Source organism: Caballeronia sp. DA-9 (genome assembly GCF_051615025.1).
Lineage (GTDB): Bacteria > Pseudomonadota > Gammaproteobacteria > Burkholderiales > Burkholderiaceae > Caballeronia > Caballeronia sordidicola.
Genome location: NZ_CP195133.1, coordinates 162,078 through 185,661, shown reverse-complemented (window position 1 = coordinate 185,661; position 23,584 = coordinate 162,078). Strand labels below are relative to the sequence as shown.

The window sequence follows — 23,584 nt, the reverse complement described above, 5'->3', positions numbered from 1 at the left end:
ATTCATCGAAGCGCCCAGGATTCACCATGCAAAGAATGACTGACGGCATCGCGACTTTGTCCGCGCTCGATCCGTTTTTGCGCGAACTTCGCTTCAAGCGAGGCTCCCCTGACGATACCGCGCACGCGCTCCAGGCATTGATCGACGCGGGCCTCGACCGCCTGCCGCTTCCCGGCCAAGGCGCAACGCTCGAGCGCTGGCGCGCCCTTGCCGCCGTCGCCGCGTGCGACCTCGCGCTGGTCAAACTGTTCGAAGGTCACACTGACGCGCTCGCGATCATGGCGGAAATTGGTGATGGATTTGTTCCAGCGAATGGCCAGGCATGGGGCGTCTGGGCCGCCGAACCGCCGGCAGCACGACTCGCCGCAAAGGCAGCATCGAATGAGCAGCGGGAAAACCTCACGCTTCACGGCACCAAAGCGTGGTGCTCGGGCGCGGCGGCGTTGAGCCACGCGCTGGTTACCGCATGGAACGAACGGGACGAACCCATCCTCGCCGCCGTCGATCTGCGCCAGCCCGGCGTCCGTGTCACGAACGAGGGCTGGATGGCGGTGGGAATGTCCGCAAGCGCTAGCGTCGATGTTCACTTCGACAACGCCCGCGCCACGCGAATCGGCGCGCCGCGCGCGTATCTGGAACGCGCGGGGTTCTGGCATGGCGGCGGAGGTATTGCAGCGTGCTGGTTTGGCGCCGCGGCGGCTATCGGCAACTTCGTGAAACAGGAAGCAACGCGCCGCGCCGATCCCTACAAGCTCGCCCATCTTGGCGCCATCGACACCGCGCTTTCCGGCACGGCCAGCCTCCTGCGAGAAACGGCCGCGCAGATTGACCGCGAGCCGTATGCGGACGCCATGCCAGGCGTTTTTCGCGCGCGGCTGGCGGCGGAAAAGGCAGCAGCCGAAGTCATCGAACGTGCGGGACGTGCCCTTGGCGCTGCGCCACTTTGCCGTAACCGCCATTTGGCCAGCTTGATGTCCGATCTACCCGTCTTTATCCGGCAGAGTCATGCCGAACGCGACGAAGCCGCGCTTGCAGAACGGATTGTCAAAGAGGAAAGCAGCGCATGGAACCTGTAGTGACTCACGTGCCAAACGAAAAGGAAAACGACCGGGCAATCAAGGGACGTGGCACGTCAGAAGCCGCGTGGCAAAGCACGGACCAGCTTTCGACCCTGCCCGAAGTCGAGCCAGAAACGCTTGTGCCGGTTGGTGCGCGCGCTGTAATCGTGGCCCCGCATCCCGACGATGAAATCCTCGGCACCGGCGGGTTGCTCGCACGCCTGTCCGACCTGGGCCGCAAGGTGCTGATCATCGCGGTCACGGACGGCACGGCGAGCCATCCCGATTCACCTGAATGGCCGGCCGCGCGCCTCGCCGCCACGCGGCCGCAGGAAACGCGCGACGCCCTGCAACGCCTGCGCATGCGCCATGTCGCTTTGGTCCGGCTGCATCTGCCGGATGGCGGGGGCGAAATCTTCGAATCAGACCTGTCGAGAGCGCTGGAGGCGCATCTGGCGCCCGGGGACGTAGTGTTCGGAACGTGGCGCTATGACGGCCATCCGGATCATGAATCGGTGGGTCGCGCGGTAACGGCCGTTGCGGCTGCGCTGGACCTGCCATTCGTGGAGGTGCCAGTGTGGACATGGCATTGGGCCACGCCCGATGACTCGCGCGTGCCCTGGAGCCGCGCGCGCCGTATCGTGCTGGACGAAGCGACACTCGCCCGCAAAGTTCACGCGCTGAAGGCGTTTCGCAGCCAGATAGAGGCCGATGGCTCCACGGGCCGCGACGCGATTCTTCCCGAGCATGTACTGGAACGTCTCACGCGGCCCTACGAGGTTGTCCTGATATGACCACTGAGCCGAACGCTCGCGAATATTTCGCCGGGCTTTATCAACGCAGCGACGACCCGTGGCTGCTGCGCGAGCGTTGGTACGAACGCCGCAAGCGGGCATTGACCCTCGCCGCTTTACCCGACGAACACTACCGCCGTGCGTATGAACCGGGCTGCGCAAATGGCGAATTCACGGCGGAACTGGCGGCGCGCTGCGACTCGCTTCTCGCGGCGGATCTGAATCCCGCCGCCGTGGATCTCGCGCGCCGCCGGGTGGCGCATCTACGTCACGTAGAAGTCGAACAACGCGCGATGCCCGACGACTGGCCAGACGGCGAGTTCGATCTGATCGTCATCAGCGAAGTGGCGTATTACCTCACCCCAGATCAGTTGAACCTGCTTGCCCAACGGGTGACTTCATCGCTGGCAGAGGGCGGGACGGTCATTGCGTGCCACTGGCGGCGGCCTATCGAAGGCTGGCCTCATGCCGGCGATCACGTTCACGCCGAATTTCATGCAAAGCTTCTGCTCCCGGCGCTATCGCACTATTCGGACGACGACCTGGTGCTTGACGTGTGGTCGTCGAACAAGGCATCCGTACATCAGCGGGAAGCGCGCTGAATTTCATTTACTAAACAAAGAAGACAACCGAAAGCCTTATCGAATAAACGTTTACGGGTTTTCTCTAGCACCTGTCCGGGAAAAGCGTCCATCGGTTTACTATACAATCGCCACGATCATGCGAATCTCACTTCGCCGGTAAACATCCGGCACGTGAGATTTCATAAACCATAGAACACGCATGCGGAGATTGAAAGACAGATGGGTACAACCATTCGTGATGTCGCGCGCGCGGCCAGCGTGTCGATTGGCACGGTATCGCGGGCGCTGAAAAATCAGCCGGGTTTGTCGGAGGCAACGCGCGAACGCGTCGTGGAAGCGGCCCGGCAACTCGGCTATGACGCCGCCCAGCTTCGTACGCGCATCCGGCGCGTGACCTTCTTGCTGCATCGTCAGCACAATAACTTCGCGGTCAGCCCCTTCTTCTCGCATGTCCTGCACGGTTTCGAGGAAGCGTGCCGTGAGCGGCGGCTGGTTCCGTCCGTCCTGACCGCCGGTCCAACACACGACCTCGCGCAGCAAATGCGGCTTCATGCGCCTGACGCTGTTGCGGTCGCTGGGTTTATCGAACCGGAATTGCTTGCTCACTTGCGTTCCATGAACCGGCCGGTCGTGCTGATTGATCTGCACGCGCCAGGATTTCGTTCCGTGAACGTGGACAACACGCGCGGCGCGGCGCTCGCGATGCAGCATCTCTTCGCGATGGGCCGAAAACGCATTGCGTTCATTGGCGGATCGCTGGCGCATTACAGCATTGCGCAACGGGCGATGGGGTACAGGCTCGCGTATTTCGAAGCCGGCATGCTTTTCGATCCCACGCTGGAGATGACCACGCAACCGGCCATCGAGTCCGATATCGCCGCCGCCGACGCCATGGAGCGGCTTATCGCGCAAGCTCACCAGCAATCCAGGCCGCTGCCGGACGCGGTTTTCGCCTATAACGATGCAGCGGCGCTCGCCGCCATGCGCGTCTGTCTGGCGCACGGGCTGCGGGTTCCGGAAGACGTCGCGTTCGTCGGTTTCGACGATATCCCCGCCGCCGCGCAGAGCACGCCGCCCCTGACCACCGTCACGGTAGACAAGGAAGCGCTCGGCCGGCGCGGCGTGGACCTGCTGCTGGAAACCGCGCAAAACAGCGACGCGGACACGAACATCACCACCGACACGCTTGTGCCCGTGCGCCTGATTCCCCGCGCGAGCTCGGCGACAACACGGACACAGACATCGGTATGAACTCAACCGCGTTCCAGGTGGCGGACCGGGCCGAACCGGATTTCCGCAGCCGCGATTTCCTGCTCGATCACGTGCGCCACACCCTCGCGTTTTATGAGCGCACGGCCCGCGATCCGTCGGGCGGTTTCTATCATTTCTTCAAGGACGACGGCACGGTCTACGACCACACCACGCGCCATCTGGTCAGCAGCACGCGCTTCGTCTTCAATCACGCCATGGCCTTTCGCCATTTCGGCGGCCAGCATCACCAGGACAACGCGCGTCACGCGTTCGCGTTTTTACGCAATGCCCATTGGGACGCGGCGAACCAAGGCTACGATTGGGAAATCGAGTGGCGCGACGGCGCTAAACGCACGCTCGATGGCACCCGGCATTGCTACGGCCACGCATTCGTCCTGCTCGCTTGCGCGCATGCCGCCATGGCCGGTATTGCCGAAGCGAAGCCTTTGATCGATGAAACCTTCCAGTTGATGGACCGGCATTTCTGGGACGCCGACGCTGGCCTTTACGCCGACGAAGCCACGCCCGACTGGCAGTTGTCGCCGTATCGCGGGCAGAACGCGAACATGCACGCAACCGAAGCGCTGCTCGCCGCGTACGAGGCGACCGGCCACGTGCTCTATCTGGATCGCGCGGAGAAGATTGCCGGGAACATCACGCTGCGCCAGGCGCGTCTCGCCCATGGTCTCGTCTGGGAACACTTTCATGCGGATTGGTCTGTCGACTGGCATTACAACGAGTCCGACAGTTCCAATATTTTCCGCCCGTGGGGTTTCCAGCCCGGCCACCAGACCGAATGGGCGAAGCTGCTGCTGATACTGGAGCGGCACAGGGCGTTGCCCTGGCTGGCGCCGCGCGCCATAGAACTGTTCGACGCCGGCTTCAACCGCGCGTGGGACGAACAGCACGGCGGCCTTTACTACGGATTTGGCCCCGACGATTCCATCTGCGACCACGATAAATATTTCTGGGTGCAAGCCGAAACCTTTGCCACAGCCGCGCTGCTCGGCAAGCGCACGGGCCTGGAACGCTTCTGGGATTGCTACGACGAACTCTGGCGTTATTGCTGGGCGCATTTTGTCGATCACAAACATGGCGCGTGGTTCCGCATCCTGACATGCGACAACCGCAAATACGGCGACGAAAAAAGCCCTGCCGGAAAGACCGATTACCACACCATGGGCGCGTGCTACGAAGTGCTGAACGCACTCGCTCCGGCCGTTGCGCCCCAGACTGACGACACCGCCGAAAAAGAGACGGCCAAACAATGAACGCGACGACCTCGACCTCCGCCTTCCCTCAATTCGTCTCGGCCGGCGATATTCTCACCGACCTGATCCGCACCGGCCCGTCCAACTGGCTTTCGCGTCCGGGCGGCGCGGGATGGAACGTGGCACGCGCCGTCGCGCGGCTCGGTTTGCCGACGGCATCGGCCGGCTCGCTCGGCACCGACAATTTCTCCGATGAACTCTGGGACGCGAGCGTGGCCGCAGGTCTCGACATGCGCTTCATGCAGCGCGCGGAACGGCCGCCGCTTTTGGCGATCGTCCACAAGACGCAACCGCCGACCTACTACTTCATGGGCGAAAACGGCGCGGACCTCGCGTTCGATCCGGCGCTGTTGCCCTCCGGCTGGATGGACTCAGTCAAGTGGGCGCACTTCGGCTGCATCAGCCTCGTGCGCCAGCCGCTTGGCGACACGCTCGCGCAGCTCGCCGCGCAACTGCGCGAACACGGCGTGAAAATCAGCTTCGACCCGAACTATCGGAACCTGATGGAGCACGGCTACGAACCGACCTTGCGCAAAATGGCGGCGCTCGCCGACCTGATCAAGGTCTCCGACGAAGACCTGCAACGCCTTTTCCCCGACATTGCAAACGAAGCCGACGCGCTCGCAAAAATCCGCGCGATGAATCCGCAAGCCACCGTGCTCGTCACGCGCGGCTCGGCACAGGCAACACTGCACGCCGGCGAAGAAAGCTGGAATGCAACGCCGCCGAAAGTCCAGGTCGCCGATACGGTCGGCGCGGGCGACGCGTCCATCGGCGGCCTGCTTTACAGCTTGATGAAGCGCCCGGGCGGCTGGCCCGAGCATCTGCGCTTTGCATTGGCCGCTGGCGCCGCAGCCTGCCGCATGTCGGGCGCGCATTCGCCCTCACTGGAAGAGGTCGAGGATTTGCTGGCCTGAAACGTGCGCCTGCCTGGTGAACTCGAGACGGTAATACGCGCGATAAACACGCGTGCTAGCATCGATTTCAACCTTCGGCCGGGAGCGCATCATGGAAGACACGATCTACACGAAAGGCATTTACACCGCGACCATAGGCGTTCGTCCCACGGACGACGGTCAGTTCCAGGGCGTGGTCACGCTCGTGCGGGACGACGGCGGGGACGGTGAGGATTCGGAGCCGAAAACCTACGATGTCGCCGCCACATCGCTTTCCGAAGAAGAGGCTCTTGAAGAGGCCCGCGCGCTCGCGCATCGGATCTTGGGCGAAATCGAACTCTGAACGTGTGCGGCGGCCCGGGATTTTCCATGCCGCCCTTTCTGCCTGAATCCGTTTGAATCCGTTTAGATCTGTTTGGACGGGAGACTCAGCATGTCGGAACAACTCTTTCTCTATGGCGTTTACTCCATCCACGTTCGTCCCATTGAATTGCAGGGAACGCGCTGGGATGCCGAATACGAAATCCGTCATCTCGACAAGGCCGTGCAGTCGTGGAAAACCGTCGGCGGTGACAATGGTTTATCAAGTCCAACCGACGCCATAGACGCCGCGCACGTGCAAGCCGTTGCTGACATTGAAGCCGGCGCGGGAATCCCCAAGCCAAAGACGTTTCCTTAACTCCTGGACGCAGCCGCCGCTTTCTGCGCTTCTGCTTTATCAATCGATACCGCGCGCTCGTGCGCCTCGCGTGCACTCGCCCGTTCGACATACTCGGACAACACGCCGCCCGGCTCTATCAGTTTTGCCATGTACGCAATCTGCAGCGTGCTTGCAACGAGGATATCGGCGGCTGTGAACCGTTCGCCAAGCAGCCACGGCCCATGCGCAAGCGCCGACTCAATTGCCTTCTCCACGCGGCCGAGATCGCCCCAGCCAAAACTCACGCTGTTTCCCGGCGCCCCGATCATCTTTTCGGCCATCGCGGGTTCCAGGCATGCGCCGGTGAAAAACATCCATTGAAGAAAACGGCCGCGCAGCGGGTCGCCGGACGCAATGCCCAAGTTGGATTGAGGGTATTTATCGGCGAGATAGAGGAGCACCGCGCCCGACTCCGCAACACAAGTGCCGTTGTCGTCCAGCGCAGGCAGCTTCGACATGGGATTCACTGCACAGAACGCCGGCTCGTTTTGTTCGCCCGCGCGGATGTTCACGTAAGCGAACTCGTAAGGCACGCCTAATTCCTCAAGCATCCATAGCGCACGAAACGCGCGTGTTTTCGGCCAGTAATAGAGCTTCATGAGCGAATGGTCCTTTTCGTGGCGCCGCATTGTCCCGCAGCAAGAGCATTGAGATTACCCGCTCCCGAACGCTTTGCCGTGCGGGTTAACCACACGTTAGCCATTCGGTCAGCTTTTTCTGCTCATCCGCGGCAATTAAGATCGGTTTCATTGCGCTGAAGCGCGCATGGGCTTGATAAACGCAAAAAAACTCCGTTTATGTCGAGGAAGAATGAAGATATCCCTCAAATCCAACGATAAAACGCCGGAGACTTCATGAACGCGCGTGTGCCTTTTGCAGAACATCCGCCGCTTGCCGCCTATCAACTCACCGATAACCTCAACGCAAGCCAGGGCCGAATTTTCCTCACCGGAACGCAGGCGCTGGTCCGCCTCGTCCTGATGCAAAGGCAACTCGATCGCGCCGCCGGATTGAACACCGCCGGTTTTGTAAGCGGCTATCGCGGGTCTCCGCTCGGCATGGTCGACCAGCAGTTGTGGAAAGCAAAGAAATTGCTAGCGTCACACGACGTGCGCTTTCTTCCCGCAATCAATGAGGAACTCGGCGGCACGGCTGTACTAGGCACGCAGCGGGTCGAATCCGATTCCGAGCGCACGGTCGATGGCGTGTTTGCAATGTGGTATGGCAAGGGTCCGGGCGTCGATCGCGCCGGCGATGCGCTCAAGCACGGCAACGCATACGGCTCGTCGCCGCACGGCGGCGTGCTCGTCGTGGCTGGCGACGATCACGGTTGCGTTTCGTCGTCCATGCCGCACCAGTCCGACCAGGCAATGATCGGCTGGCACATGCCCGTGGTAAATCCATCGAACATCGCCGATATGCTCGAATTCGGTCTCTTCGGCTGGGCGTTGTCGCGTTTCTCGGGTGCGTGGGTGGGGTACAAGGCGATATCGGAGACGGTGGAATCCGGCTCGACCGTCGACCTCGATGCGCTGCAGACCATTTTCCCCGCGCCGGAAGGGTTCGTCGCGCCCGAAGGCGGATTGCACAATCGCTGGCCCGATTTGCCGAGCCTGACCATCGAAGCGCGTCTCGCCGCGAAGCTCGAGGCGGTGCGCTATTTCTCGCGCGTCAATTCCATCGACAAATGGATCGCCCCAAGCCGCCACGCGAACGTTGGCATTGTGACGTGCGGCAAGGCGCATCTTGACTTGATGGAGACGTTGCGCCGTCTCGACTTGAGCGTTGCTGACCTCGACGCCGCCGGCGTGCGGATCTATAAGGTGGGTCTGTCGTTTCCGCTCGAAACCACGCGGCTCGACACGTTCGTGGAAGGCTTGTCGGAAGTGCTGGTCATCGAAGAAAAAGGGCCGGTGATCGAGCAGCAGATCAAGGACCATTTGTATAACCGGACACAAGGCGCGCGGCCGATTGTGATCGGCAAGAACGCGCAGGATGGCGCCACGTTGTTGAGCGCACTAGGCGAATTGCGCCCGTCGCGCGTGCTGCCTGTTTTCGCCGAGTGGCTTGCACGGCACAAACCGGCGCTGGACCGGCGCGACAGGGTCGTTGACCTGGTTGCACCGCAAATCCTCTCCAATGCCGCCGATACCGTCAAACGCACGCCGTATTTTTGCTCCGGCTGCCCGCACAATACATCCACCAAAGTGCCTGAAGGGTCGATCGCGCAGGCTGGAATCGGCTGCCACTTCATGGCCTCATGGATGGAGCGCGACACGACCGGCCTGATCCAGATGGGCGGCGAAGGCGTGGATTGGGCATCGCACTCCATGTTCACGAAGACGCCGCATGTCTTCCAGAACCTTGGCGACGGCACGTACTTTCATTCGGGAATTCTGGCTATTCGCCAAGCGGTCGCGGCGAAGGCCAATATCACGTACAAGATCCTGTACAACGACGCCGTGGCGATGACCGGCGGCCAGCCCGTGGATGGCAGCATTTCCGTGCCGCAAATCGCGCGGCAGGTCGAAGCAGAAGGCATCGCGACGCTGGTCGTGGTCAGCGACGAGCCCGAGAAATACGACGGTCATCACGATCAGTTTCCAAAAGGCACGACGTTCCACCACAGAAGCGAACTCGACGACGTCCAACGCCGTTTGCGGGACATCCAAGGCGTGACGGTCCTTATCTACGACCAGACTTGCGCGGCGGAAAAGCGGCGTCGCCGCAAGAAAGGCGAATTTCCCGATCCGGACAAGCGCTTGTTCATCAACGAAGCCGTGTGCGAAGGCTGCGGCGATTGTGGCGTGCAGAGCAATTGTTTGTCGGTGGAACCGGTTGAAACCGAACTCGGACGCAAACGGCGCATCGACCAGTCGTCATGCAACAAGGACTACTCATGCGTGAATGGGTTTTGCCCGAGCTTTGTCACGCTGGAAGGCGCGAAGCTCAGGAAGGCAGCCGGCAGCGGCTTCGATCCCGATGCGCTTGCGGCCCGCGTCGATGCGCTGGAGGAACCCACGCTCACACTCGATAACGCGCCATACGACATCCTGATTACCGGCGTTGGCGGCACGGGCGTGGTGACGGTCGGCGCGCTCATCAGCATGGCGGCGCATCTTGAAGGCAAGAGCGCGTCAGTGCTCGATTTCATGGGCTTTGCGCAAAAAGGCGGCGCGGTGCTTTCATTCGTGCGCTTCGCCGCCACCGATGCCTTGCTGAACCAGGTTCGCATCGATACCCAGCAAGCCGACGTGCTGCTCGCGTGCGACATGGTCGTGGGTGCAAGCGCCGATGCCTTGCAAACTGTCCGGCATGGGCGCACACGCATTGTCGTGAACACGCACGCAATCCCCAACGCCACGTTTGTGCAGAATCCGGACGCGAATCTTCACGCCGGATCCTTGCTGGAAAAGATGCAGCACGCGGCGGGCGCGGAGCGCATGAACACGTGCGATGCCCAGGCGCTGGCGACGCGTTTTCTTGGCGACACCATCGGCGCGAATATCTTGATGCTGGGCTATGCATGGCAGTTGGGGCTCGTGCCCGTGTCGCACGCGGCGTTGATGCGCGCTATCGAGCTGAACAACGTTGCTGTGCCCATGAACACGCTCGCGTTCAACATCGGGCGCCTGGCCGCAGCGGATATCGAGGCGCTCGAATCACTGCGTAAAACCGCAATTGCGCCCCGTGTCGAGATGAATGCAATGCCGCTTGACGCATTGATCGCGGATCGCGAAGCGCGGTTGCTGGCATACGGTGGTTCGCACTATGTGACGCGATACCGGTCGCTGGTTTCGGCTGCTGCCTCCTCAGGAAACGATGCCGTGACGCGCGCCGTCGCCACGACGTTTTATAAGTTGCTCGCCGTGAAAGACGAATACGAAGTCGCGCGGCTTCATACCGACCCGGCGTTCCGCGCGGCATTGGAAGCGCAGTTCGAAGGAACCGCGGGGAAGGACTTTGCAGTGAAATTCAATATGGCGCCGCCGGTTTTATCGAAGGCGAAAAATGGCAGTGCGCCGCGCAAGATGACGTTCGGGCAGTGGTTGTGGCCGGTGCTCGGCATGATATCGAAGGTGCGTGGCTTGCGGGGTACGGCTTTCGATCCGTTCGGCCGGTCGCTGGAACGCAAGATGGAGCGCGAGCTTCCGGGCGACTATGAAATCACCATTCAACGCGCGCTGAAGGCGCTGACGCCGGAGAACGCCAGGGATGTCGAAACGCTCGCGCTGATGCACGAACGCGTTCGGGGATACGGGCATGTGAAGCTCGCGAATCTGTCGATGGTGAAGCGCCGCGAACGCGACTTGGCAGCGAAGCTGGGAATTACGGTTCAGACGGGACGCCACGTGAAGGCATCGCTGGATGAAGTCAAGGGCGCTGGCGCGCTAAGGGGAATCCCGGTCGTGGTGGCGAAGTGAAACAGGCGTGAGCCGAAAATCAAACAGCCCGTGCGGGCGATCCGATCGCACCCACGGGCTGTTTCGTAAAGGCTCGACTTACTCGTCCTCCACTGGCTCCCAGTCGATATCCCCGCAAAGCACGACCCGTTGCCCGCCCATGCGCGTCTCCACCGACAGCGTCACGCAAGGCAGCGCCTCATTGATCGATAAATAAGGCTTCGTCACATGTACGCGATCCGGCGCGCCAAGCGCTTCCCGGAAATAAGGCCGCCGCAGCCAGTTCGCGCCCTGTGCGTCGATCAACGGCAGCAGTCGCGCCTCGTGTGCCGCTCGATCCGCCCGGAGCACCACGTTCCGGCCTGCTTGCCGCCCATTGGCATCAAGCAGAAAACATCGTGCGGCGTTATCGAGCGCGAGGAAATTCCAGCAGACTTCCTCCAGCGGCTCCCCCGCGGCCAGACGCTCGGCCGCGCGTTCGAAAGCGCGCACGTAAGGTTGCAGGCGGGTCGCGACGCGCCGCTCCTTTGCCTCGGTCTGCAGGCGAAACCGCTCAGTCAGTTCGCTCATCAACGTGTGCGCCTGAGGCGCATCGGCGAGACCCGGATTGGGCCGGCCGAAGAAAAAACCCTGCACGAAGTCCGCGCCGCTTGCGAGCGCAAGTTGCGCCTCGTGCTCGGTTTCCACGCCTTCGATCAACACCAGCTTCCCCGCCTCGTGCAGCAGCGAAACGACGCCGCACAAGATGGCCTCCATGTTCCGGCGATACTTCGCATGGCTCGCTCCATGTAGCGTATGCGCCGACTGCGCGGCATGCGACAACATCACCCGATCCAGCTTGACGATGTCCGGATCCAGTTGCCAGATCCGTTCAATGTTCGAATGCCCCGCGCCAAAGTCATCGAGCGCGATCAGAAAGCCGTGATCGCGAAAATGCTGCACGGCTTCGGCGAGTTTCTCGATGTCGTCCGCCCGATCCTCCAGCACTTCGAGCACCACGCGCCGCGGCTCAATATTCAGCCGCTTGAGATTCGCCAACAGCGCTGCCATGTGATACGGCTCGGTCAACGCGCCCGGATGTACGTTCAGGAACAGCCATTCATTCTGCGCGCCCAGCACGTTGAAATTCTCGAGATGCAGCGCCTGAGCCAGACGATCGAGCTGCATTGCCTCGCCCACGCGCGCGGCCTGGCCGAACACATCGAGCGGCGACACCACGCGGTCAAGCGCATCATGTGCGCGCAACAACCCTTCGTAGCCGACTGCCCGCATGTGTGAAAGGCTGAACACCGGCTGAAACACGCTCGACAGCGTCAAATTCGCATGCTCGACCGAATAGCGGTCGAACCCCGACGTCACGCTCAATTCAAAATTGCGTGGCGATACTGGCTTGATCTTTTCCGGATTCGCTATTGCCATCTTGCCGTCCCCGCGCGGATGCACGTCTGCGTTTTCCGTTCGCGCATTCCATCCTCTCGCACTCCGTCCTCTTTTATTACCGCAATCGATTGCGTTCCCACTCGCTCCACTCGCGCCTTGAATCCTGATTTCATACACTGCCCTCGATTATCTTTAAGCGGGGAATCTACGTGTCCCGTCTCTTTCGATAAAGCAAGCTCCGTGCTCACGCGCCCTCACAGGTTTGCCGATCTTTCACGGCGATGTGCACCGAGGCGAGACGCCTGCTACACGGAACGGCGTGCGATCCGCACCACCGCAGTGCACATTTCAGTTTTTGCGGTCTCAGCCTGGTTCAGACCCAAGAAACACGTCCAAGATAAACTTTGGTCCTTTGTTATCACAAGAGCGTGTCGGGATGAAGTACCCGCGCGCCTACTGCTCTGAACCTATGGATATCGTTTTCACCGTTCTCATCCTGATGCTGGCTGTGGCGTTGTCCGGCTACATCACGAGCGCGCTTGCGAGCAAGCTGCCGTTCACATTGCCCTTGCCGCTGATCCAGATCGCAATTGGCGCATGCCTCGCGTGGCCGGGTTTCAGCTTGCACGTCACGTTCGATCCCGAGCTTTTCATGATGCTCTTCATCCCGCCGCTTTTGTTCGCCGATGGCTGGCGTATCCCGAAGCGCGAGTTCTTCATGCAACGACGCGCGATCCTGCTGCTCGCGCTCGGCCTCGTGTTCATGACGGTGGGAGCGCTCGGCTGGTTTCTCCACGTGATGATTCCTGTCATGCCTTTGCCCGTTGCGTTCGCGCTCGCGGCAGTGTTGTCTCCAACGGATGCAGTCGCGCTCAGCGGCATAGCGGGCAAAGGACGCATTCCGGCGAACCTGATGCACATTCTCGAAGGGGAGGCGCTGATGAACGACGCCTCCGGTCTCGTCGCGCTGAAGTTCGCCATCGCGGCCGCGCTGACGGGCGTGTTCTCGTTGCGGGCGGCATCGATCAGTTTCGTAGTGATCGCCGTCGGCGGCCTTGTGATCGGCGCGGCGATCAGCTGGCTTGCGACCACCATTCCACGGCGGATCGTGAAGATGTCCGAAGACGATGACCCTGCCGCCGGCGTCATCCTTACGTTGCTCATTCCGTTTGCGGCCTATCTGATCGCGGAGAAACTTGGCTGCTCGGGCATTCTCGCGGCAGTGTCAGCCGGCATGATGATGAACTTCCAGAGCCTGCGTGAAATCGTCCCGACGGCGTCGCGCATTCGCATGACGAGCACCTGGACGATGATCGAATTTGTTTTCAACGGCATGGTGTTCATTCTGCTTGGCTTGCAGTTTCCGCACATCATTGGACGCGCGTTGATCGAGGCGCATCACGATGGTCTCTATCAAGTCGGATTGCTGCTGGGGTATGTGGCAGCAGTGGTCATCGCGCTTTACGGGTTGCGCTTCGCGTGGGTCTGGGTGCTGCGCTGGGTCGCGAGCCGCGGCGCCGCGAAGCACGGCGTAGCGAACGCGGTGCCGGGCGCGCGCACGCTTGCCATGACGACAATTGGCGGCGTGCGGGGCGCGGTCACGCTCGCGGGCGTCTTGTCCTTGCCCGAGGTTCTGCCAAACGGGACGGCGTTGCCGGGACGCGATCTTGCCATTTTCATTGCATCGGGCACGATCTTGATGTCGCTGCTGATCGGCGTGATCGGCTTGCCGTTGTTGATCAATGGACTCAAGCGCCGCGGCGATCCGCACGCAGCCGAGGAGCGCATCGCGCGTCGCCACGCGGCGCAGGCAGCGATCCGCGCAATTGACGCAGCGCAGGAAAATCTGACTGGCCAAATGGATGAAACCGGCGCGGCACACTGCGCGGATTCGACGGCGCGCGTGATGAGTTTGTATCGGCGGCGTCTTGAAGGGCTCGGCGATGAAGAAGAGTCCCGCCGTGCCGCTCGACAAAGCGAGATGGTGGAAACGAAGCTGAAAATGGCTGCGTTGCGTGCGGAGCGGGCGGAGTTACTTAAGTTGCGTACACGTCAGGCTATCAACGATGAAACGCTTAACAAGCTGATGCGCGAGATTGATTTGTCCGAGACCGCAATCGTGACTCGGAAGAAAGGGGCGGGGGCTTGAGGGAAGGTTTTGATTGGATCGAAGATTCGATACGATGATCGCGGAGCCATCGCTTTCAACGGTTGTTGCAATTCATTAATGGGATTAATGGCCGTTTCAGCGTTTTAAGATAGAACGCTGACTCGACTTCTCAATAATTGAGATGTAAAGACTTTAGGCAAACCAGCCGTAAAGTTGTGCACTTGTAGCAATTACCACAGCGCTATGCAAGGTAAGCGCATGTCGCTCTCGACCTGCGCTTACCACTATTCACGGCTGGGCGTCAGCTTTGCAACTATTACTGGCCAGCGGCCGGCGATACTACGCTCGGCGTGGCCAAAGTATTGTTGCTCTTGGGCGGCGCGCTGGAGCCAGAGGTCGTGTTGCTGTTCGTGCTACTCGGCAAACCTGAATTCGGCGACCGGTTGCCCATGCCGCTGTCCGAGTTAGTCGCGCCCGGTGTGCCGTACCCGCCTGTTGCGCTATTCGTCTGATTTGCCGGGCTGGCCGTGCTGCCCGACGTGCCGCCACCTGATCCGCCGCCCGCCTGTGCATAAACACTTCCCGACAGCGCAAGTGCGGCGACGGCCGCGATTAGCATACTCATTGCCTTGTTCATGATCCGTCCCTCCTTGATTGGAATGGAATTCAGCCACAGACGGTCATCGCCTGCTTGAGCATGATGGGAGCAGTTACCGTGCCGCGGGTATTTATCGCAACATTGTTTAGTGTTGGAGCGTGCGCGACTTTAATCTGCGTTTCGCGAGTCCGTTGCGTTGTTCAACAGCGCCGCGTGCGTTTTCTACGCTGGGCAGAACTGGGCAGATGTAATTGACCGTTAAGGTCTCTCGTTGGAAGGGGCAACTACCGGTGACTCATTTCAGTTCCCGTGCAAAGAAGGCCGATGCTTTTTAGCGGCACCCTATTCGCTTGGTCGGGACAAACAGACCGCTACGGCCGACGTCCAGAAACAACGAAGCCGACCCTAGGTCGGCTTAGTCGGAAAGGATATCGTTGCACTTCGTGAGTCAAGACTATCCTTGCTGCAAAAATACGGCTTTTGCTTAAAGGCGTTTGAACACTTATGAATTCCTTGGTGGAGAGGAGGAGGATCGAACTCCCGACCTTCGCATTGCGAACGCGACGCTCTCCCAGCTGAGCTACCCCCCCATCGTGGAAAAGATTCTAGCACAGCCTAAGGATCGTCTGACAAGCATCCGACCCTGCAAACCGATGCGTTACTTTGAAGGCGATCCAGCCAGAATCCAGCCAACCACCTTCTTGATATCACCCGAGTCCATCGAACGATGAGACGGCATGGGCAACATGCCCCACACGCCGCTGCCGCCATCCCTCACCTTGGTTTCAAGCTGCGCCGGAGCCTTCGCGTCGCCCTTGTATTTCTCCGCAATCTGCTGAAACGATGGCCCGACAAGCTTCCGGTCCACCGCATGACATCCCATGCAGGCATTCTTGCGCGCGATGTTCATGGCATCGGCGGGAGAAACAGCAGACGTTGGCATATCAGCAGCAACAGTACCGTGCGCCGCCACAATCAGAACAACCGCAGCGGCCACGCTCCCCAAAAACCACCGCTTCATTTTGCCGCCGGCGCAGGATTGCCCGGATGCACGTCCGAGTTTTTCACAGGCGCGGATGACGTTCCATCAAGCGGCTTCGAGCTCACCGACGAATCCGGAACGGCGCCGACCGTCGGGTTATCGTCGATAGGCGTGACCACCGGCGCGCTCGCGCCCGACGCAGCCGCCGCCGACAACGCTTGCGCATCCTCCGGCTTGATGTACTGGAACACCTTCACGACCTGATCCACGCCCGGCACTTGTGCCGCGACATTCGCACCGGCCGCGCCCTCATCGCGAGTGACAAGTCCCATCAGATAGACCGTATTACGCTCGCACACGACCTTGTAGAAATTCGCGCGCAGATCCTTCTCGCCAACCAGCGCACCCTTCACGCGACTTTCGAGATAAGCGTCGTTGGTCCGCGACGACAACGAACTTGCTCCCTGAACAGCAAGCTCGTTCACGATGCTGTTTACATTGTTGATGTTACGCACGACTTCCTCGGCCTTTTGCTTCCATTGCTCGGCGGGCACTTCGCCGGTCAGCAGCACACGCCGGTTGAACACGGTCACGCTTACGTGCGCCTGATCGGGCAGGCTTTCGCCAATGCGGGACTTCGCTTTGACCTGGATCTCGCGATCCTCGGTTTGCGCGCCGAGCGTGCGCCGGTCGGTTGCGACCAGCGTGCCGCCGCCAACCGCGCCACCCACCGCGCCGATGGCAAGAAGCGCGCAACCCTGCATGCTCAGCGCGACGCCCGATATCAGTCCAGCCAGCAACGTGGCCTTGGCAAGCGTCGATTTGACGCGTGTCGTGTTCATCAACTCGTTCCCCTTGAGATCATTCGTCGCCCAACAGCATCGCGTCGATGCCATCGCACAGGCAATGAATGGTTAACAGATGGACTTCCTGGATTCGCGCCGCCCGCTCGGACGGCACGCAGATTTGGATGTCGGTATCGGCGAGCACTTCGCTGATCACGCCGCCTCCACCACCAGTCAGCGCAATGACGAACATCTCGCGCTCATGCGCTTCCTGGATTGCGGCCAGCAAGTTGACCGAGTTGCCCGAAGTCGAGATGACAACCAGCACGTCACCCGCCTGGCCAAGCGCCCGCACTTGCTTCGAGTAGATCTCTTCAAACGCGGAACTGTTCCCGATGGCCGTCAGCGTCAGCGCGTTTGCGTCGAGCGAAATGGCGGGCAAACCCGGCCGCTCGCGCTCGAAATGACCAACAAGCGTGGCGGCGAGCCGCTGCGCGTTGGCCGCCGAGCCGCCGTTACCACACGCGAGAATGCGCGAACCATTGGCAAGGGCGCCGAACAACACGTCGATGGCAGCGGCAATGGGGAACGCAAGCGTGTCGATTGCTTCGCGCTGGACGGCCGCGTTTTCGCGGAAATGCTGCTGGATACGTTCGACAGACATCGACTCTCGGTTATCGGCCGCAACTAAGCGCGGTGGTTCAGTGATGGATTGCTTCAGCGATTTGCGAGCCCTGTGTCCCAGCGCCTCTTTGCGCCAATCCACCATTGCCCCAAGCTCCGCGCAGTTTACCGCACTCGTTGTCCGCATCACCTAAAGATGTAAGCAGGCTTCACCAGCAGTCGGCACGAAAAGCATCGCGTAACCAGACTATCCGGCCCGCGTCGAAGGCAATGACATCAAAGCGGCACGCGGGCAGCGCACCTCGCCACGTCATCAGATAATGCTGCGCGGCAAGCACGAGCCGCCGCTGCTTATGCGCACCGATACTCGCCGCAGCAGCAGCAAACTGGCGGCTTCGTCGCGCGCGCACTTCCACGAATACGAGCGCCCGCGTGCTGCCGATCTCGCGCATCACAAGGTCGATCTCGCCACCGCGACACACGAAGTTGCGCGCGACAAAGCGCAGCCGCTGGCGTTGCAGATATTCCAGCGAGCGCTGCTCGAACGCGTCTCCGATTGTTTTCGACACTCCGCCCCCAAAAAAGTTGTCTCGCTGCGCATGGCACAATGACGCTCTTCGCCTGCCACCCGCCCTCATGACTCCACTCTCCGAACTGGCCCATGGCCAGCAGTTTCCGGCTGGCGCGCTCTATATTGTCGCGACGCCTATCGGCAATGTCGCGGACATCACGGTGCGCGCGCTGCACGTGCTTGGGCTGGTCGACCGGGTGGCCGCGGAAGACACGCGCAATACGTCGCAACTGCTTTCGCGCTACGGCATTTCGAAGCCGACAATCGCTGTACACGAACACAACGAACGCACTGCCGCCGAGCATGTGATCGCGCATCTGCGGAACGGCGAACGCATTGCATGTGTCTCCGATGCCGGAACGCCAGGCATATCGGATCCAGGCGCAAAACTCGTCGACGCCGTGCGCGAAGCCGGTTTTCCAGTCATTCCGTTGCCGGGCGCAAGCGCGCTTACGACTGCGTTGAGCGTAGCCGGCGCGTGGGTTCACACGTTTTCGTTCATCGGCTTCCTTGCAACCAAGACCCGCCAGCGCGACACGCAGTTGCAGTCGTTGCTCACGCACGCGTCCGCACTCGTCTTCTATGAGGCGCCGCATCGGATAGTGGAAACGGTGCAGGCCCTTGAACGCGTGTTCGGTGGCCACCGGAAGTTGCTGATTGCCCGTGAGCTGACCAAGTTACATGAGAGCGTCCATCAATGCACCCTGGCCGAAGGGCCAACGTGGTTAGCCGCCGATGCCAACCGGCAACGCGGTGAATTCGTATTGGTGGTGGAAGGCGCGCCGCACCAGGAAGCCGCCGAGAACGCGCACGATGCGTTGCTCGAGACTTTGCTGGAAGAACTATCGGTAAGTAGCGCAGCGCGGCTGGCGGCCACGTTGACGGGCACATCGCGCAACGTGCTGTACACGCGCGCGCTCGCCATGGATAAGGCACGCAACCGCAAGAAAGATGAACGCGAATAACGCTTCTGAGGGTGGTGAAATAAAAAAACGGGCCGTGGAAAACGGCCCGTTTTGGGTTCTGCTCAAAGCATAACGCTGCTTAATCAGTCGTCGAAATGGACGCGAGCGATTGTTCGCGTGCCAACCGCGCTTCCTGCTGCGTCAAGCCTTCGATCTTCACTTTTCCAACACCGGAACTGCGCATGCCGAGAGCAGCGGCAGCGGCATAGGACAGATCAATCACGCGGTTGCCCACGTACGGACCACGGTCGTTGATCTTGACGACCACCGACTTTTGATTGCTTTCATTCGTCACACGAACCCATGACGCGAGCGGCAAGGTGCGATGCGCCGCGGTCATTGCGTGCATGTCATAACGTTCGCCGCTGGCGGTCTTGCGGCCATGAAAGCCACGGCCGTACCAGGACGCGCGGCCCTGCTGCTCGAATTCACCGATGTTCGGACCCGCAGTGATCGGCTCCGCGTTGGCAAGCGTCGATGCATCGGACGACTTGCTGGTCGCCGAAGGAACCGAGTTCAGTTGGGAATCGTAAGCAAGGGGTGCCGAGACGCGAGCGGAGCTGAACTTCGGAGTTGCCGTGCTGCCAGCGACCTGCGCTCCGGTTTTCAGGGCGCTGGCCTGGTCACCACCGGTCGGTGGCATCGCGCAACCCGTCAGGATTGCTGCGACAAAAAGACTCCCGAGATGCCGAGTGAGTCGTAAATTCATAGACGTGTAATCAACGGTTCGAGCCGCCCTTCCATCCGACAATTTTCGGACAGCACTAGGCGGCTCAAGGCTTTCCACGCGACAGCAAACATCGCTCGCAAATTCGAACGACGTGCTTATCCACGGGAACGGCGTACCTCGCCGCAAATGCCCGGTTATTTTTCACGTCTGGCGCAACCTGTCCCCGGCAGCCTGACCAGACCCCACATGCCGCCATCGAACGTGGCAAACACGCTCTTGCGCGATGAACTGCACAGGAACGGCGGCGTAGGCCCCATCCAGCATTACGGCAGCTATGGCCGTTGGCGGGTACATCGCACCCGGCTGGACAAGACGTGTGCGTCGAACGGATCGACGCTTGATTGCGATTTCAAAGCAGATGCTTCGAACTGCGTACTTGATGGCAGTTGTAAAAAACGCTGTTGGCGCTTCTTAGCTGCCCATTGATGGCATGCTCAAACCATGCACAACTAAGCGGATTATACCTAAAGACGACTGCGGGTCCTCTGTCTGCGCACAATTTGTTACTTATTCTCTCGACAAACGTAAAAATTACGTAAATTGCTCGTTTTTTAGGCAACATCTTATCCGTTCGGCTAGCGCAAAGTGCGGCGGCGCAGCCCCGGTTTGCGCCCGTTACAATGAACGTTTTACACGCGCCCGGTCGCCACCTATGAAGGTCACCCTGATTCCCGTGACACCGTTTCAGCAGAACTGCTCCATTGTTGTGTGCGAGGCAACCCGGCGCGCGGCGATCGTGGATCCGGGCGGTGATATTGATCAAATCATTGAGGCGGTCGCCACGCTTAATGTGACCGTGGAGAAGGTGCTGCTTACCCACGGCCATCTCGATCATTGCGGAGGTGCGAAGGCAATTGCCGATCACTTTGGCGTCGGAATTCATGGACCTCACAAGGAAGATGCTTTTTTGATCGACCAGTTGCCCGAGCAAACCAGACGTTTCGGCTTCGGTGAGGCACACGCCTTCACAACGGAACGTTGGCTGCAAGAAGGCGATTCGGTGCAGTTCGGCGAAGAGGTCATGGAGGTCTATCACTGTCCCGGCCACACTCCGGGTCATGTCGTGTTCTTCAGTCGAGCAAACCGGCTTGCGCTGGTAGGCGATGTCCTCTTCGCGGGATCAATAGGGCGAACGGATTTTCCGCGTGGCAATCATGCGGACCTGGTGCGCTCGGTTCAGGAAAAACTCTGGCCGCTCGGCGACGACGTGACGTTCGTGCCGGGTCACGGTCCCACTTCAACCATTGGCCACGAACGCCGGACGAATCCTTATGTCGGCGACAGGAAAACCGCATGAATGCTGTGATCCCCGAAATCTATGTCAGCACAGACGTGGAAGCGGACGGACCTATCCCAGGGCCTCATTCCATGCTCAGTTTTGCATCGGCGGCTTATACGGAACACAAGGAACTGATCGGCACGTTTTCGGCCAATCTCGAAACGCTTGAGGGCGCCGCGCCGCACCCTGTTCAGGCCGCATGGTGGAAAACGCAGCCTGAGGCGTGGGCCGCGTGCCGGACAGACTTGCAGCAACCGCTCGCGGCGATGCAGGCGTATGTGAAATGGGTCGAGGCGTTACCCGGCAAGCCTGTGTTCGTTGCTTACCCGGCGGGGTTCGACTTCACCTACATGTTTTGGTACATGATGCGCTTTGCTGAACGCTGCCCGTTCTCGTGGTCGGCGCTCGACATCAAGACGCTTGCTTTTGCGCTTACCGATCTTCCCTATCGGAAAGCCATCAAGCCGCGCTTGCCGAAGCATTGGTTCGACGAACTCCCTCACACCCACGTGGCGCTGGACGATGCTGTAGAACAGGGCGCGCTCTTCTGCAACATGCTGGCTGAATTGCGCGCGCAGCGAGCCACACGGGCATCGCTGAAAACCGCGGGCGAAACGTCCGGCAGCAACGACGACGAAGGACAAAACGCGCAGTCCGGGCAGTGAGTTAGGGAATATTGCTCACGACTGGCGTTTGAGATTGCGCATCCTTTCTGCCGCCTCTACTATTGGAGTTGGTAACGGCCGAAAGGAGGCGCAGTTGACTCTCGATACGTTCTCACAAAAAATCCTGCGTCTCCTGCAATTGGACGCCCGCCGTTCGGTTCAAGAAATATCCGACCAAGTGGGGCTGTCCAGCACACCTTGCTGGCGGCGCATCAAGGATATGGAGCAATCGGGCGTGATTCAGCGCTATACGGCGCTGCTGGATCGAGAGAAGCTTGGTCTGCACGTCTGCGCGCTCGCGCATATCCATCTGACACGTCATACCGAGGGCGGCGTCGAGCAATTCGAACGCGAAATCACTACGTGCCCCGAAGTAACCGAGTGCTACAGCACCACAGGCGAAGCCGATTACATTCTGAAAATCGTCGCGCCGGACATCAAGTCGTATGACGCATTTCTGCATGATCGCATTTTCAAGATTCCAGCCGTAGCGCAAGTACGGACCAGCGTGGTACTGCGTGAAATCAAATTCGACACCCAATTGCCGCTCTGAATCTGTAGTCGCGCATCGCACCGGTACTCGCGGCCACGCTCGGCCGGTAGGAGGCATGGGCAACGCGTCAATCGGCCCGAAAGTCGGCCGCATGCGCCTTCTCGGGCGCCGATAGCTCTGGCTGCAAACTCTTCGCAAGGCGAATTCGGCGTGCGCCAAGTTTTTGCTTGAGTGCGTTGAAATCGACTTGCCTGAGTTTCGTGAGTTGGTCGTTGCTCAAATTGGCGGGAAGCAGCACATCGATTTCAAATCCGCTGCTCAGATAATGCAGATTCAGATGATCGAAACCAATCTCCTGCGCGCTCAGTGCCACGCGCACGGCGCCGGTCGCCGCCAAACGCGTTGGCAATCGCGATGAGACCGGGCTAATGTCGTCGTTTTCCGGATCCACGTGAATCAGCGCGTCGACCACGCGATTACTCATCAATAAGCTCGCACGCGCGGATTCCGCAATGTAGTGGCCCTCCGAAACCGAAATCAGCGGATCGACCAGAATATGGGCATCGACAATAGCGAGGTCACCCATTTTTCGTGTGCGCAATTCGTGCACGTCGCGCACACCCGGGGTTTCCATTAACAATGTACGCAATTTCGCTGTTTCAGCCTGATCCAAAGCGCGATCGGACAAATCCTGCAACGCGTCCCATCCGAAAGTCCAACCCATTCGGGCCACCATAAATCCCACGATTGCCGCCGCGATCGGATCAAGCAGGCGCCAACCCGCCATGCTGCCGATAATCCCGATTGCCACGACCAGCGAAGACGCCGCGTCCGAACGCGCGTGCCACGCATTTGCAATTAGCATGGCGGATCGGACACGCTCGGCCGCGCGCAACATATAACGAAATAAAGCTTCTTTGGAAACAAGAACGATGACCGCGACAACCAGTGCGCTTACATGAACTTCGGGAATGTCTTGAAGATTGGTGATACGTTCGCCCGCCCGCCATAACATGCCGATCCCGACCGCGATTAACAACGCGCCGAGAAATAATGAAGCAACTGTTTCATAACGGCTGTGACCGTAGTTATGATCCTGATCGGGCGCCGCCGCACTCTTTTTGTTAGCCAGAAGGACAACGAAATCGGACACCAAATCGGCCAGCGAATGAACACCGTCGGCAATAAGCGCCTGTGAATGCGCGAATACGCCTACGACAATCTGCGCAGCCATCAACACGCTATTCAGCGCGATGCTGGTGAAAGTGGTTTTACGCGCCACCTCCTGCCGGTCGGCGGTGCGTGCTGTCGAGAGAGACATTTCATTGCTCAAAGTCCTGGCATGAGTAATCTTACCAAGATGTCCCTTCAACAGGCGGTCTCGCCGCAATAAAATCCTTTTAAATCATCGATTTAAAAGAAACGGGACGCGTTCTCACTCAAAC

The 23,584-nt window shown here is 60.2% G+C and carries 23 protein-coding genes and 1 tRNA gene; 14 read left to right on the top strand and 10 right to left on the bottom strand.

Annotated features, from left to right (window positions below; genetic code table 11):
* Positions 1 to 26: 26 nt before the first annotated feature.
* The 8 genes from ACRWA7_RS17020 (at position 27) to ACRWA7_RS16985 (ending at position 6,533) form a co-directional block, all read left to right on the top strand.
* A complete protein-coding gene (locus ACRWA7_RS17020; RefSeq protein ID WP_438395082.1) occupies positions 27 to 1,076 on the top strand; it encodes an acyl-CoA dehydrogenase in 1,050 nt (349 codons plus the stop codon).
* Positions 1,064 to 1,852, top strand: coding sequence for a PIG-L deacetylase family protein (locus ACRWA7_RS17015; protein ID WP_438395081.1), 789 nt, complete (start codon positions 1,064 to 1,066; stop codon positions 1,850 to 1,852). Before ACRWA7_RS17020 ends, ACRWA7_RS17015 begins: the two co-directional genes overlap by 13 nt.
* Positions 1,849 to 2,454: a class I SAM-dependent DNA methyltransferase gene (locus ACRWA7_RS17010; RefSeq protein WP_438395079.1), complete on the top strand. Its 606-nt coding sequence runs from the start codon at positions 1,849 to 1,851 to the stop codon at positions 2,452 to 2,454. The genes ACRWA7_RS17015 and ACRWA7_RS17010 overlap by 4 nt, the downstream gene beginning before the upstream one ends.
* Positions 2,455 to 2,655: 201 nt before the next feature.
* Positions 2,656 to 3,687, top strand: a complete 1,032-nt coding sequence (locus ACRWA7_RS17005) for a LacI family DNA-binding transcriptional regulator (RefSeq protein WP_438395078.1) — start codon at positions 2,656 to 2,658, stop codon at positions 3,685 to 3,687.
* Positions 3,684 to 4,958 carry an AGE family epimerase/isomerase gene (locus ACRWA7_RS17000; protein ID WP_438395076.1) on the top strand — a complete coding sequence of 425 codons (1,275 nt, stop codon included), beginning with the start codon at positions 3,684 to 3,686 and terminating at the stop codon, positions 4,956 to 4,958. Before ACRWA7_RS17005 ends, ACRWA7_RS17000 begins: the two co-directional genes overlap by 4 nt.
* Positions 4,955 to 5,875: a carbohydrate kinase family protein gene (locus ACRWA7_RS16995; RefSeq protein ID WP_438395074.1), complete on the top strand. Its 921-nt coding sequence runs from the start codon at positions 4,955 to 4,957 to the stop codon at positions 5,873 to 5,875. Before ACRWA7_RS17000 ends, ACRWA7_RS16995 begins: the two co-directional genes overlap by 4 nt.
* Positions 5,876 to 5,966: 91 nt before the next feature.
* Positions 5,967 to 6,197: a hypothetical protein gene (locus tag ACRWA7_RS16990; RefSeq protein ID WP_060817440.1), complete on the top strand. Its 231-nt coding sequence runs from the start codon at positions 5,967 to 5,969 to the stop codon at positions 6,195 to 6,197.
* Between the two features lie 90 nt (positions 6,198 to 6,287).
* Positions 6,288 to 6,533, top strand: coding sequence for a hypothetical protein (locus tag ACRWA7_RS16985; RefSeq protein WP_060817441.1), 246 nt, complete (start codon positions 6,288 to 6,290; stop codon positions 6,531 to 6,533).
* On the opposite strand, the gene ACRWA7_RS16980 is transcribed toward ACRWA7_RS16985, so the two are convergent.
* Complete coding sequence (locus ACRWA7_RS16980) at positions 6,530 to 7,153, bottom strand: glutathione S-transferase family protein (protein WP_060817763.1); 624 nt, start codon at positions 7,151 to 7,153, stop codon at positions 6,530 to 6,532. The genes ACRWA7_RS16985 and ACRWA7_RS16980 overlap by 4 nt on opposite strands.
* Positions 7,154 to 7,408: 255 nt before the next feature.
* Here ACRWA7_RS16980 and ACRWA7_RS16975 point away from each other — a divergent pair, with 255 nt between their 5' ends.
* Positions 7,409 to 10,978, top strand: coding sequence for an indolepyruvate ferredoxin oxidoreductase family protein (locus tag ACRWA7_RS16975; RefSeq protein WP_438395072.1), 3,570 nt, complete (start codon positions 7,409 to 7,411; stop codon positions 10,976 to 10,978).
* A gap of 78 nt (positions 10,979 to 11,056) precedes the next feature.
* Here ACRWA7_RS16975 and ACRWA7_RS16970 read toward each other — a convergent pair whose 3' ends face one another.
* The gene (locus ACRWA7_RS16970; protein WP_060817764.1) at positions 11,057 to 12,376 is read right to left on the bottom strand and encodes a sensor domain-containing phosphodiesterase; all 1,320 of its coding nucleotides are present in this window, start codon (positions 12,374 to 12,376) and stop codon (positions 11,057 to 11,059) included.
* Between the two features lie 430 nt (positions 12,377 to 12,806).
* On the opposite strand from ACRWA7_RS16970, the gene ACRWA7_RS16965 reads away from it, so the two are divergent.
* Positions 12,807 to 14,486, top strand: coding sequence for a Na+/H+ antiporter (locus ACRWA7_RS16965; protein ID WP_060817443.1), 1,680 nt, complete (start codon positions 12,807 to 12,809; stop codon positions 14,484 to 14,486).
* Between the two features lie 277 nt (positions 14,487 to 14,763).
* Here ACRWA7_RS16965 and ACRWA7_RS16960 read toward each other — a convergent pair whose 3' ends face one another.
* The 6 genes from ACRWA7_RS16960 to ACRWA7_RS16935 form a co-directional block, all read right to left on the bottom strand.
* On the bottom strand, positions 14,764 to 15,084 hold the full coding sequence (locus ACRWA7_RS16960) for a hypothetical protein (RefSeq protein WP_438395071.1): 321 nt from the start codon (positions 15,082 to 15,084) through the stop codon (positions 14,764 to 14,766).
* Between the two features lie 475 nt (positions 15,085 to 15,559).
* Positions 15,560 to 15,635, bottom strand: a tRNA-Ala gene (locus ACRWA7_RS16955).
* A gap of 68 nt (positions 15,636 to 15,703) precedes the next feature.
* Entirely contained in the window at positions 15,704 to 15,988 is a 285-nt protein-coding gene (locus tag ACRWA7_RS16950) for a c-type cytochrome (RefSeq protein WP_438396866.1), read from the bottom strand.
* 74 nt (positions 15,989 to 16,062) lie between these two features.
* Positions 16,063 to 16,869, bottom strand: coding sequence for a BON domain-containing protein (locus ACRWA7_RS16945; RefSeq protein ID WP_060817768.1), 807 nt, complete (start codon positions 16,867 to 16,869; stop codon positions 16,063 to 16,065).
* Positions 16,870 to 16,888: 19 nt separating this feature from the next.
* Positions 16,889 to 17,476, bottom strand: a complete 588-nt coding sequence (locus tag ACRWA7_RS16940) for an SIS domain-containing protein (protein ID WP_060817477.1) — start codon at positions 17,474 to 17,476, stop codon at positions 16,889 to 16,891.
* Between the two features lie 169 nt (positions 17,477 to 17,645).
* The gene (locus ACRWA7_RS16935) at positions 17,646 to 18,074 is read right to left on the bottom strand and encodes a YraN family protein (RefSeq protein ID WP_438395069.1); all 429 of its coding nucleotides are present in this window, start codon (positions 18,072 to 18,074) and stop codon (positions 17,646 to 17,648) included.
* Between ACRWA7_RS16935 and rsmI the strand changes: the two genes are divergently transcribed.
* Positions 18,073 to 18,972, top strand: a complete 900-nt coding sequence (gene rsmI, locus ACRWA7_RS16930) for a 16S rRNA (cytidine(1402)-2'-O)-methyltransferase (protein WP_438395068.1) — start codon at positions 18,073 to 18,075, stop codon at positions 18,970 to 18,972. The genes ACRWA7_RS16935 and rsmI overlap by 2 nt on opposite strands.
* A 79-nt stretch (positions 18,973 to 19,051) precedes the next feature.
* On the opposite strand, the gene ACRWA7_RS16925 is transcribed toward rsmI, so the two are convergent.
* Positions 19,052 to 19,681 (bottom strand): septal ring lytic transglycosylase RlpA family protein, encoded by a 630-nt coding sequence (locus ACRWA7_RS16925; RefSeq protein ID WP_438395067.1) that lies wholly within the window; start codon positions 19,679 to 19,681, stop codon positions 19,052 to 19,054.
* Between the two features lie 673 nt (positions 19,682 to 20,354).
* Between ACRWA7_RS16925 and ACRWA7_RS16920 the strand changes: the two genes are divergently transcribed.
* The 3 genes from ACRWA7_RS16920 (at position 20,355) to ACRWA7_RS16910 (ending at position 22,199) form a co-directional block, all read left to right on the top strand.
* Entirely contained in the window at positions 20,355 to 20,999 is a 645-nt protein-coding gene (locus ACRWA7_RS16920) for an MBL fold metallo-hydrolase (RefSeq protein ID WP_438396864.1), read from the top strand.
* Positions 20,996 to 21,646 (top strand): exonuclease, encoded by a 651-nt coding sequence (locus ACRWA7_RS16915; protein WP_438395066.1) that lies wholly within the window; start codon positions 20,996 to 20,998, stop codon positions 21,644 to 21,646. The genes ACRWA7_RS16920 and ACRWA7_RS16915 overlap by 4 nt, the downstream gene beginning before the upstream one ends.
* Before the next feature lie 94 nt (positions 21,647 to 21,740).
* Positions 21,741 to 22,199: an Lrp/AsnC family transcriptional regulator gene (locus tag ACRWA7_RS16910; protein ID WP_031357026.1), complete on the top strand. Its 459-nt coding sequence runs from the start codon at positions 21,741 to 21,743 to the stop codon at positions 22,197 to 22,199.
* A gap of 67 nt (positions 22,200 to 22,266) precedes the next feature.
* On the opposite strand, the gene ACRWA7_RS16905 is transcribed toward ACRWA7_RS16910, so the two are convergent.
* A complete protein-coding gene (locus ACRWA7_RS16905) occupies positions 22,267 to 23,460 on the bottom strand; it encodes a cation diffusion facilitator family transporter (protein ID WP_438395064.1) in 1,194 nt (397 codons plus the stop codon).
* Positions 23,461 to 23,584: the final 124 nt, after the last annotated feature.